10 protein-coding genes are annotated in these 10,831 nt (G+C 63.4%); 5 read left to right on the top strand and 5 right to left on the bottom strand.

The window, feature by feature from the left end:
* Window positions 1–111: 111 nt before the first annotated feature.
* The 4 genes from AC0L2Z_RS27460 to AC0L2Z_RS27475 form a co-directional block, all read right to left on the bottom strand.
* The gene (locus tag AC0L2Z_RS27460) at window positions 112–1,509 is read right to left on the bottom strand and encodes a thiol-disulfide oxidoreductase (RefSeq protein ID WP_473629810.1); all 1,398 of its coding nucleotides are present in this window, start codon (window positions 1,507–1,509) and stop codon (window positions 112–114) included.
* Between the two features lie 429 nt (window positions 1,510–1,938).
* On the bottom strand, window positions 1,939–2,127 hold the full coding sequence (locus AC0L2Z_RS27465; protein WP_023799140.1) for a hypothetical protein: 189 nt from the start codon (window positions 2,125–2,127) through the stop codon (window positions 1,939–1,941).
* 266 nt (window positions 2,128–2,393) lie between these two features.
* The gene (locus AC0L2Z_RS27470; RefSeq protein WP_473629819.1) at window positions 2,394–3,644 is read right to left on the bottom strand and encodes an NAD(P)/FAD-dependent oxidoreductase; all 1,251 of its coding nucleotides are present in this window, start codon (window positions 3,642–3,644) and stop codon (window positions 2,394–2,396) included.
* Between the two features lie 66 nt (window positions 3,645–3,710).
* On the bottom strand, window positions 3,711–5,099 hold the full coding sequence (locus tag AC0L2Z_RS27475) for an aminotransferase-like domain-containing protein (RefSeq protein WP_473629811.1): 1,389 nt from the start codon (window positions 5,097–5,099) through the stop codon (window positions 3,711–3,713).
* Between the two features lie 311 nt (window positions 5,100–5,410).
* Here AC0L2Z_RS27475 and AC0L2Z_RS27480 point away from each other — a divergent pair, with 311 nt between their 5' ends.
* From AC0L2Z_RS27480 to AC0L2Z_RS27495, 4 genes are read left to right on the top strand one after another with little or no spacing between them, the layout of a single operon-like run.
* A complete protein-coding gene (locus AC0L2Z_RS27480) occupies window positions 5,411–6,610 on the top strand; it encodes an ABC transporter ATP-binding protein (protein WP_473629812.1) in 1,200 nt (399 codons plus the stop codon).
* A gap of 5 nt (window positions 6,611–6,615) precedes the next feature.
* Window positions 6,616–7,665: an ABC transporter substrate-binding protein gene (locus tag AC0L2Z_RS27485; protein WP_473629813.1), complete on the top strand. Its 1,050-nt coding sequence runs from the start codon at window positions 6,616–6,618 to the stop codon at window positions 7,663–7,665.
* 5 nt (window positions 7,666–7,670) lie between these two features.
* Window positions 7,671–8,951: an ABC transporter permease gene (locus tag AC0L2Z_RS27490; protein ID WP_473629814.1), complete on the top strand. Its 1,281-nt coding sequence runs from the start codon at window positions 7,671–7,673 to the stop codon at window positions 8,949–8,951.
* A gap of 2 nt (window positions 8,952–8,953) precedes the next feature.
* Window positions 8,954–9,778: an ABC transporter permease gene (locus tag AC0L2Z_RS27495; protein ID WP_473629815.1), complete on the top strand. Its 825-nt coding sequence runs from the start codon at window positions 8,954–8,956 to the stop codon at window positions 9,776–9,778.
* Between the two features lie 49 nt (window positions 9,779–9,827).
* On the opposite strand, the gene AC0L2Z_RS27500 is transcribed toward AC0L2Z_RS27495, so the two are convergent.
* Window positions 9,828–10,157 (bottom strand): winged helix-turn-helix transcriptional regulator, encoded by a 330-nt coding sequence (locus AC0L2Z_RS27500; protein ID WP_473629816.1) that lies wholly within the window; start codon window positions 10,155–10,157, stop codon window positions 9,828–9,830.
* A gap of 117 nt (window positions 10,158–10,274) precedes the next feature.
* On the opposite strand from AC0L2Z_RS27500, the gene AC0L2Z_RS27505 reads away from it, so the two are divergent.
* A complete protein-coding gene (locus tag AC0L2Z_RS27505) occupies window positions 10,275–10,658 on the top strand; it encodes a hypothetical protein (protein ID WP_473629817.1) in 384 nt (127 codons plus the stop codon).
* Window positions 10,659–10,831: the final 173 nt, after the last annotated feature.

A 10,831-nucleotide genomic window follows, 5' to 3' on the forward strand; every position in this document is an offset into this window, starting at 1 on the left:
GACCATGAACTTAAAGCGACTCGTGACTCTTAACAATCGCGACGCGATTGGGCATTGGATGGCTTAAGTCGACTGTCCGGCGACATCTGCCAATTTCCGTGAAAGCGGCGTTCAGTGGGTGCAGGCCTTCGGCCGCGAGAAATCCACCAACTTGAACATAAGCAACTTGCGTTCGAGGAGGCTGGGCATTTCGCCTGCGAAGGTCGAGGCGTTGGCGCGGGTAATCGTCTCGCCATCCTTCACGTAAGTCACCCAAGCCTCGGGCTTCCGGCGCAGTTGTTTCTTCACATCGAGGAGCACGTGGTAATTGCCCGCCCGCGACTGCCGGACGAGATGGGGCTCGGAGGAATCAACGATCTTCACCACCTCGTTCTGATAGTTGAACATGTATGGTGGCTTGGGAAAGAGCAGATGGTTGGTCTGGCCGGCCTCGGTGTGCAGATTGCTGAACATGTTGATGGAACTCTCCGTCTTGAGCCCGACATAGGGTGACAGGCAGGAGAGGAAGAACAAGCCCGGCACCAAATAGACCCAGAGCGGCTGGCGCGGCGAGGAGACGGTCCGGCAAGGCAGGTTCTGCAGGGCCACATAGGACAGCACGACCATCGCCGCGCCGCCCACTACCCCCCAAATGAGGATCCAGACGGAGTGGACCATCATGTCGAAGGAGCGCCCGGGAAAAGCATAAGTGAGCACAATGACGAGAGTGACCGCGACCAGCATCACGGCCGCGCCCGGCAGCAAGATCCCGACCCGGCCGAACGTCTCGCGCAGCGGATTGATAAACTCCAGCGAGGTGCGATAGAGCGCCTCGCTGGCGGGCGTGGGGATGCTCAGCACATACAGCGCGAACACCAGGCTGGAAAAGTCCATGTACCAGGAATAGGCCGAGATCGGGATCACGTAATGGAAGACGAGTGCGAGGATGAACCCCACGGCGAAATAGCGCTTCCAGTAGAGAGACACAATCGCGATCGCCTCAATGACAAAGGTGGCGAAGATCGCAAGATACCGGCCAAACAGATTGTCCTCGAGGCCGAACGGACGAGCCAGCGGAGCGTAGAGGCCCACCGCGCAACTCACGGAAGGATCGAGGAAATCGGTGTTGATCTTGTGGAAGATGCCGTAGAAATACATGATGGCGAGCAGCGCCCGGGCGACGATCCGGATCTGTTGATAAAGCTCCATCCGGGCCAGCGCGGCGCCGCGGCCGGCGGCCCGTAGATAGAGCACTGCCGCACTGAGCAGGATAGCCCCGTTCATCACCGCCGTGATCGTCTTGTTGTTCGAAGCGACCGGCATGCGCAGCGCGTACAGCACAAGCGATACCATCACGAGCCCGATCAAGAACTCGGTTCGCCGCGGGTACAGCAGGAGTAGCAGGCTGAACAGGACGACCGACCAGCTCAGAGCGGCAAACAGCGGCCCCTTGTAGCCAAGCATGGAGTAGATATCACCGGCGATACTGAAGATCGCCGCCATTGCCCAGAACGGGGCAAATGCGGTCAATCCGTCAAATGTATCGTCCCGTCCTCTGACTTTCGTGATCTTGCTGCGACCAACGTTCCATATCGGCGTCGCGCTTGAATACTGCTGCTGCCCAATAAACACCAGTTAGCCCCCGCTGCCCTATGTTGCACTGCAACATCAGCACGAGCGCAGAGTAAGAGTCAATCCGCCGTCGTCGGTAGCTCCTGCTGCCGAGCATCAGCCATTGGGAGAGGTGCGGCGGACCCAAAGCGGGATGCGTTTAATTTGAACTGGCCATCCCGCTCCATTTGTTTCGCCCGCGACTGCATGTCGCCCAAGGCATGCCCTCGGGCCTGACCCGAGGGCGCGCAGCAGTATCAGGACAACGACATGTCAACACAACGACATGTATGCAAACAAGAACTTGAAGCGGCGCATTAATCTTGCGGATGCGCCGCGCTTCGCCGACTAACGCTGCTTTGCCGTTCTGGGAAATTCCACCACGTCAGCGGGCGGACGCTTGTACTGGGCTGCGACAATTGCATCGATCAGGATGTCCAGGGCGGCGCGCGCCGCGCTGCTCGTCTCGTCATCGCCGCGCAAATAGTGACAGGCTCGTTCAAGATGGAGGTGGGCTGCGGCAAAGTCACTGGTCATGGATTCTCCTTTTGCCCGCCGCTGGACAACGATGGCCCATTTCGATTTACCCAAAGGCGAACATCCACAGCAGGATTTGAATCAAATATGGCGGGTTAACCAGATCTTCAGCATCGCGAGGTGACCTTGCGGCTGCGGACATGTGTTGAGTTCCGCCTCAGGCAACAGACCCGCTCCTGAGACCGGGGCGGGTTTCTGCTTGAATGGTGCCGAACTGCCTGTCCAATGCTCACGCGCTACGCTGCCGCGGCGGAGCCGACCTAGCGTCAAGCAGCGAAGCGGCCCACCGCAAAGGGCGCGAGGCAGTCAGGATCGCCGCGTCCGGCAATCAGGTCGGCGACCAAGCGGGCGGTGATCGGCGCCAGGGTGAGGCCGAGATGACCATGGCCGAAGGCATGGATCACCCTGCGGCTGCCACGTGACCGACCGATGACGGGCCGGGAATCGGGCAGCGACGGCCGGAACCCGAGCCATTCGGATGAGGACCGGCCGAGTGAGGGGAAGAACTGCCTGGCACCGCGATCCAGTAGCGCCAGCCGGCGCGGATTTGCCGGCGCTGCAAGCCCGCCGAGCTCGACGGTTCCGGCGACACGCAGCCGGCCGGTCATCGGCGTCATGTAAAAGCCGAGATCGACAGGACAGACCGGACGATTGAGCAAAGGCGCTTCGATCGGGAATTCGAGATGATAGCCGCGTTCGGTCTCGAGCGGGATGCTGTCGCCGGCCTGCATGGCCAACGCCCGCGATTGCGCACCCGCGGCGATCACCACCGTGCTCGCCTTGATGCGAAGGCCGCAACCGCTGAGCCTGGCACCGTCCGCCTCGATCTGCAGCCCTGATATAGCAGCCTGCGCCACCGACACGCCGCGGGCGGTTGCGGCATCGAGCAGCCGCCGCATCAGCGTCTTTGGATCGGTGACATTCATCGAATCCGGAAAGTACAGTCCGCGGGCCCCGGCCGGCGGCAGGCTCGGCTCCAGCGCGGCCACCTCTGCCGGCGTCAGAACCTCCTGATGCACGCCAAACCCGGCGCGCAACGCCCTGCCCCCAGCGGCCTTGGCGAAATCGCTCTCGCGACGATACAGGTAGAGGCAGCCGTTGCGGCGCAGCAGGTCGACCATATCGGCCTCTTTCGCCATCTCCTCCCAGGCCGGCAGGGCCTCGGCCAGAAGCCCGGCGAGCGCCAGCGCATTGGCCCGGGTGGCCGCCGGAAGCGACTCTCTGACAAAACTGACCAGCCACGGCGCCAACTGGAACAGAGCCGGCCAGCGCAGCGAAAAAGGGCTGTCTGGATCGAGCAGCAGTCTTGGCAGCGCGCGCAGAACGGCCGGATTGCCGACCGGCATACAGGCATATTCGGCGATCGTTCCGGCGTTGCCGAACGAGGCGCCGGAGCCAGGCTCGTTGGGATCGATGAGCAGCACCTCGCGCCCCTCGGCCGCAAGCCGGAGTGCCGTTGCCAATCCGACAATGCCGGCGCCAACGATGGCGATTTCGACGGCTTCCGATGCTGCCACGACTGTATCTTCTTGTTTGACCATGATCTTTTCCGAAAACCGGCCCCCACTTTTCGGGATCATGGTCTAGACGAAGCCAGGCAGTTGCAGATGCCCGGCCGCGAGCAGTTCAGCCATGGTGTTCAGCGCGGTGCGCAGATCGTCGAGCGAGCGCGCGGCGCCGACATTGATGCGCACTCCGTGCTGCACCGGCTCGCGCCCGACCGCGAAGGCATCGCCGGGAAGAACGGCAACGCCACGTTCCAGGCAGGTGCGAGCGAAACCCGCGCCGCGCCACGGCTCCGGCAGGCGCAGCCAGGCATGCGTCGAGGTGGCGTGGCTCTGGACATCGTAGCGGCCGAGGATTTCGGTGAGGATGGCCTGGCGCTGGCGAAGCTCCTGCTTCTGGGCTTCGATGATACGCGCCGCCGAGCCCTCTTCTATCAGCCGTGCGCCGATCAGCGCGGTCAGAGGGCTGATGCTCCAGCAGTTTATGCGCAAAGCCGCAGCGACCTGGCCGGCTATGGCGCGTGGCGCGATCACAAAACCGAGGCGCAGTCCCGGGGCAAGGCATTTCGACAAGGCGCCGATGTGAACCGTCAATTCGGGCTCGAGGCTGGCAAGCGACGGCGGCGGATTGTCCGCCAGCGGCCGATAGACGTCATCCTCGATGATGAGGACGTTATGGCGACGGGCGACAGTCACCAGCTCGTGCCGGCGTTCCTCGCCCAGCGTGATGGTGGTCGGGTTGTGCAGGGTCGGCACCAGGAAGACCGCGCGCGGGCGCAACTGCACGCAGGCCGCCTCGAACGCGTCGGCCCGCATGCCGCCACGGTCCATGGCGATGCCTCTGAGATCGAGCCCATGCACCCGGCACAGTGCATTGATGCCCTGATAGGTCACTTCGTCGGCGAGCACGACCTCGCCCTGCCTGGTCACCGCGCCAAGCACGCAATCCAGCCCATGCTGGGCGCCCGCCGCCAGCACCACCCGGCCGGGATCGCCGGCGCCGGCGACCGGCTGCATCCACTCGGCGATCTCCGCCCTCGCCCACAGCGGCCCCTCGGGCGGGTGATAGTCCTGAAGCGTAGCGTAGTGCCGGTCCTTGGCCAGGCGCGGCAGCAGCAGGGCCAAGGCATCGAGATAGGCCGAGGTTGCCGGCCGGTTGACGGAAAGGTCGATGACGCCGCTGTCGTCGCTTGGCGCCGACACGAAACCGGGTCCTTCGCCGCCATTGCGGGCAGCCACCGTGGTGCCGCGTCCGGGCCGCGCTTCGAGCAGGCCGCGCTGCTGCAGCGTCGACAGCGCCCGCGTCACCGTGGTGACGTTGATGCCAAGCGCGCGGGCAATCTCGCGCTGCGGCGGCAGCCGGTCTCCAACCGCAAGCGTGCCGGCGGTAATCCGTTCGGCAATAGCGTCGGCAAGGCGCCGGTAGACCGGGCCTTCCTCCGAGGCGAGTTGCAGGTCCTGGAGCATGCGGATTGGCGGTTTCGGTGTGTTGAGGCTCTGGCTACCGGCGCATCTAGCATAAGACAATGCTCCGGACAATAGCACTTGTCCGGTGCCTGATTGCAAAATCCGGCAGAAGAATCTCACACAACTTCGAAGAAAGCCGCTTGACGGGCAAACTTGTCTGCATCTATGGTTCTTTAGCGATTGATTGTGTGGGCATACAAGTTTGGTTTGCCGCCTTGCGCGGCCAGCGTCAAGCGAGACTGGCACATGGACGGCAAGCACCACCTCGTTTCGACAAGCGGCCATTGCCGGCGCCCAACGGAATTCCGTCCGTGATCGCCGAAGCGACAGGCCTGTCACGCGGCAGCGCCGGTCCGGCACCGGGGGCCAATGCGGGCGGCCCCAATGCCGGCGGCCGCCCCCATGACGGCCAAGGATTTGTCGAGTTCGTCGACGTCGAGAAATCCTATGACGGCCGCACGTTCGCAGTGACACGGCTGAACCTCAGCGTGGCGCGCGGCGAGTTCCTCACCCTTCTCGGCCCCTCAGGTTCGGGCAAGACGACGACGCTCAACATGCTTGCCGGCTTCGAACGGCCGACCAGCGGCGTCATCACGCTTGAAGGCCGGTCGGTCGACAGGCTGCCGCCCTACGAACGCAACATCGGCATGGTGTTCCAGAACTACGCGCTGTTTCCGCACATGAGCGTCGAGGAGAACGTCGCCTTCCCGCTCTCGGTCCGCAAGACCACCAGGGCGGACGTGGCCTCCCGCGTCGGCCGCGCGCTCGACATGGTGCGGCTGCGGCAGTTCGGCGACCGGCGGCCGGCGCAGCTTTCCGGCGGCCAGCAGCAGCGCGTCGCGCTCGCCCGCGCGCTGGTGTTCGAGCCAAGCCTGGTGCTGATGGACGAGCCGCTCGGCGCGCTCGACAAGAAGCTGCGGGAGCACATGCAGATCGAGATCAAGCAGCTGCACACCATGCTCGGCGTCACCATCGTCTATGTGACGCACGACCAGAGCGAGGCGCTGACCATGTCGGACCACGTTGCCGTGTTCAACCATGGCGGGATTGCCCAGCTCGGTTCGCCTGACGATCTCTACAACACGCCGGAGAGCTCGTTCGTCGCCAGCTTCATCGGCGAGAACAACACGCTGGAAGGCAAGGTCGAGCGCGTCTCCGGCAAGGAGTGCCGCGTCGCGCTGCACGGCGGCGGTTCGGTCGCCGCGCTGGCCATCGGCGTCGCCGAAGGCGCGGCCTGCCATGTCGCCATCCGCCCCGAACGGTTGAAGCTCGCGCCCGCTTCGAACGGTGCAAATGCGTTAGCCGCCACGGTCGAAGGCCGCATCTATCTCGGCGACCACCAGCGTCTTCTGGCCAGGCTGGAAAGCGGCCAGGTGCTGACCGTCAAGGTCGGCCCCGAAGCGACCATGGGCAACGGGGAACCGGTCACGGTTTCCTGCGCGTCCACCGACTGCCGCGCCTTTCCGGCCGATGCCGGAACGGACGGTTCCATCTCGAAAACAGGGGAATAAGAACAATGAAAATCACAAAAGCCCGGCTGTTCGCCTTCGCGGCAGCCACAGCATTCATCACCATGGGAAATGCCGCTTTCGCGGAAGAGCTTTCGATCATGGCCAGCGGCGGCGCCTGGCAGGATGCCCAGCGCAAGGCATGGTTCGAGCCGTTCAGCAAGGAAACCGGGATCAAGATCGTCGAGCAGGAATATCTTGGCGATCTTGGCAAGGTCAAAGCGATGGTCGATACCGGCAACGTGCCGATCGATCTGGTGACTGTCGAGACGGCGACTGTGCTGCAGGGTTGCGACGCCGGCATTCTCGAGCGGCTCGACTATTCCAGGATCGCCCCCCGTGAAAAGTTCATCGAAGGTTCGGCGCTCGACTGCGGCGTCGGTCTCGACGCCTATGGCGATGTCCTTGCCTATGACCCCAACGTGCTGAAGGAGGCGCCAACCTCGGTCCTCGACATCTTCGACACGACGAAGTTTCCGGGCAAGCGCGCGATGCGCAAGTTTCCGGCACAGAACCTCGAATGGGCACTGATGGCCGACGGGGTCGCGGCGGCCGATGTCTACGAGGTGCTGGCAACCCCCGAAGGCGTCAACCGCGCTTTCAAGAAGCTCAACACCATCAAGCAGGACATCGTCTGGTGGGATGCCGGCGCACAGCCGCCGCAGCTCCTCGCATCCAAGGAAGTGGTGATGACCACCGCCTGGAACGGCCGTATCCAGAATGCCATCGACAAGGACGGGGCGCCGTTCAAGATCGTCTGGAACAACCAGATCCTCGAATATGACATGATTGCCATTCCGAAGGGCGCCAAGAGCCCGGACCTGGCCTACAAGTATCTTGCCTATATCAGCCAGCCGGAAATTAACGCCAAGCTCGCCAGCTACATCACCTACGGGCCGGTGCGCATCGATGCGGCTTCCTTCGTCGCGCCGGACGCCCTGCCGAAATTGCCGAACGCACCCGACCACATGAGCGCTTACCTGGTCGCCGATACCGAATTCTGGGGCGACTATGGCGAGGATCTGGTCAAGCGCTTCAACGCCTGGCTCGCGCAGTAGGGAAAATGTCGGCGCTCGAGCCCACGAAACTGGACCGGCCGCGGGCAAGCCGCGACTGGTCGGCCGCCGATTCCGGCGCAGCAAAGTCGGTCGCGGCGGCGCTTCGCCGCGCCGATCTAGGCGACCGCCTGCGATCGCTGACCTTGGCAGCACCTTTGCTCGTGCTGCTGGCTCTGAACTTCGGCATCCCGATCGTCCTGTTGCTGTCGCGCGCCGTCTATGATCCGACGATTGCCGACGCCTTGCCGCAGACCAGCCAGGCATTGGCCGGCTGGAACGGCACGGGACTGCCCGACGATGCTGCGTTCCTGGCCCTTGCCGCCGATCTCCGCAGCAATCAGGCCAAGGGCACCGCCTACGAACTCGCCAAGAGCCTGAACGCCCGTCTACCAGGTGCACGCAGCCAGGTGCTCAAGACGGTGCGTCAACTCGAGGCCGCCGACAGGCCGCCGCTGGAGGTGATGAAAGCGGTGCCGTTCTGGTCGGCCCCGGGCACATGGCCGGTCATCGAGAGCGGCACCCATAGCGTCACGTCGTTCTACCTGCTGAGCGCGCTTGATCTGCGTTGGAATGCCGATGGCGGCATCGAAAGGGTGCCGCCCGAACAGGCCATCTTCCTGCAGGTATTCATGCGCACATTCTTCGTCGCCGCTGCGGTGACGCTGGCCACGCTGATACTGGGCTTCCCCCTCGCCTACCTCATCGCCTCCGTGCCCAAGGGCCTCGCCGCCATCCTCATCGTCGCGGTGCTGCTGCCGTTCTGGACGTCGATCCTGGTGCGAACCGCAGCCTGGACTGTGCTCCTGCAGAAATTCGGCCTGGTCAACGACCTGCTGCTGTGGCTCGGCGTTGCCGACGACCGGCTCGACCTGATGTACAGCCGCATCGGACTGATCATCGCCATGACCCACATCCAGCTGCCGTTCACACTGCTGCCGATCTACAGCGTCATGCGCACCATCCAGCCCTCGCAGATGAAGGCTGCCTATTCGCTCGGCGCAAAACCTTTTACCGCCTTCCGCCGCGTCTACCTTCCACAGGTCTTTCCTGGCGTGATGGCCGGCTGTCTGCTCACCTTCATCCTCTGCCTCGGCTATTACATCACGCCGGCGCTGATCGGCGGCGCCAGCGACCAGCTGATCAGCAATTTCATCGCCAGCTACGTCAATGTCGAACTGAACTGGGAGATGGCGGCGGCGCTCAGCTTCATCCTGCTCGTCTTCACACTGGCGTTGTTCGGCATCTTCGCCCGCATCCTCGGCCTCGACCGTCTCAAGCTGGTGTAGCCATGTTGCTGTCTCCCTATCCAACGACAGGCGAGAGAATCCGCATCACCCTGCTCTGGCTGTGGTGCGGCATGGTGATCCTGTTCCTCCTCGTGCCACTCCTCATTCCCGTCCCCTTGTCGTTCAACAGCGGCGCCTTCTTCATCTTTCCGCTGGAGGGAATTTCGACGCGCTGGTACGAGGTCGTGCTTGGAACCCAGCGCTGGCAAGCAGCAATCGGCAACAGCCTGATCGTTGCCTTCGGGACGACGCTGATCGCAACGATACTCGGCACGTTGACGGCGATTGCACTTTCAGACGAAAAATTTCCCGGCCGCCGCATCGTCATGCCGCTGCTGCTTTCGCCGCTGATCGTGCCGGTGGTGATCACCGCCGTCGGCTCATATCTGTTCTATGCGCGCGTCGGCCTCGCCAGCACCTATGCCGGGATCATCCTGGCGCATACCGCGCTCGCCAGCCCCTTCGTCGTCGTCACGGTGGGGGCGAGCCTCTCCGGCTTCGACCGCAATCTGATGCGCGCCGCCGCCATCTCCGGAGCAAGGCCCATCACATCGTTCTTCAGGGTGATGCTGCCGCTGATCCTGCCCGGCGTGCTGTCAGGGGCGGCCTTCGCGTTCGTCACCTCGTTCGACGAGGTCGTCGTGGCGCAGTTTCTGGCCAGCGCCAATCAGCGCACCATGCCGCTCGAGATGTTCATCGGCCTGCGCGAGAAGCTGAGCCCGGCAATCACCGCTGCCGCGACGCTGATGATGGCACTGTCGATCGTCCTGCTCGTCGTTGCCAATCTTCTGGGCCGCCGTGGCAAGCAGCGACCGCGCATCGACTAGCTAGGAATGTCGTGCGGCGGTCGGCCAAAGCCTCCATAGGCTGCCCGCGTCAGGCCGCCTTACGGTGCGATTTCCATGTCTCGTGGTGCTTGCCCCACGCCGACATGACTGCCATCGCATCGTTCAGGCTAAAGCCGAGCGGCGTGATCGAGTATTCCACGCGAGGGCGGTACCTCGTCATAGGCGCGCGGCTGATCAGCCCGTCGGCATCCATCTGCCGCAATTGTTGCGTGAGCACCTTTTCGCTGGCCAAGCATAGCCGCATCGCACGCGCAACCAACATATTAAAGGAAATCGAAAAGCGGATGCCGTCGAGCGGAAGCTTATAGGGCTGCACAGTTTGTCTTGTTTGGCGGCCGTTGATCCAAGTGTCGGGCATCGCGCCTGCAGACAATGTCGTCTGCTACGCCATCAAATCCATTGCGGCAGCGAGATTTCGAACGAGGTTGCCGAAGTCGCAATGTCGTCTTTTCGATAAAAGGATCTCGTGGACGGAGTGGACCGACACGCCTTTCGTGCGAGCGGCTATGGTTACCAGATCGAAGTCAGCCAATTGATGCACTCGGGCAGCGGCGAACCCTACCGGATCGCGATCTGCGGCCGCGAGTCGACGGAACCGTGGCCGGAAGCGACGGCTCCGGTCGAGGCCGGCCTGCGCGAGAAGGCGATGGCCTTGGTCGGGCGGAGCTACGAGGAAGCAGGGCTGAGGCCGCAGCCGGACCTCGAAGTCGACATCACTCCGGCCGCAGGACTGGGACCTTTCGGACCTGGCAATCTCGGATCCCGATCCGGGTGGCGGAACGCAATGTCCCACCTGCTTGTTGCACTTGACCTGACTTCCGGAGGGGCTTACGCCGTGGCGATGGCGAGCAACGCCTAAACGCGACCAGAGCGGACCGTAAAACCTCTTCACCGCGAGGAGTGGTCGTGTCCCACCGCGTGGTGTAGGTCGGCGATAGCGAAGCCGCTCGCGAGCGCGCCCTCAACAGCGCTGTAGCGAGCGAGCGGCGCAGCGGCGGTCATCGATGTTCTTCGGTAGGGTTGGGTTGCTGA

It is taken from the genome of Mesorhizobium sp. WSM4850 (genome assembly GCF_055811735.1).

Excerpts from the sequence above, each read along its gene's own strand:
- AC0L2Z_RS27465 (WP_023799140.1), bottom strand. The coding sequence starts at position 2,127 with ATGACCAGTGACTTTGCCGCAGCCCACCTCCATCTTGAACGAGCCTGT.
- AC0L2Z_RS27475 (WP_473629811.1), bottom strand. The coding sequence starts at position 5,099 with ATGCTCCAGGACCTGCAACTCGCCTCGGAGGAAGGCCCGGTCTACCGG.
- AC0L2Z_RS27485 (WP_473629813.1), top strand. The coding sequence starts at position 6,616 with ATGAAAATCACAAAAGCCCGGCTGTTCGCCTTCGCGGCAGCCACAGCA.
- AC0L2Z_RS27490 (WP_473629814.1), top strand. The coding sequence starts at position 7,671 with ATGTCGGCGCTCGAGCCCACGAAACTGGACCGGCCGCGGGCAAGCCGC.
- AC0L2Z_RS27495 (WP_473629815.1), top strand. The coding sequence starts at position 8,954 with ATGTTGCTGTCTCCCTATCCAACGACAGGCGAGAGAATCCGCATCACC.
- AC0L2Z_RS27500 (WP_473629816.1), bottom strand. The coding sequence starts at position 10,157 with ATGCCCGACACTTGGATCAACGGCCGCCAAACAAGACAAACTGTGCAG.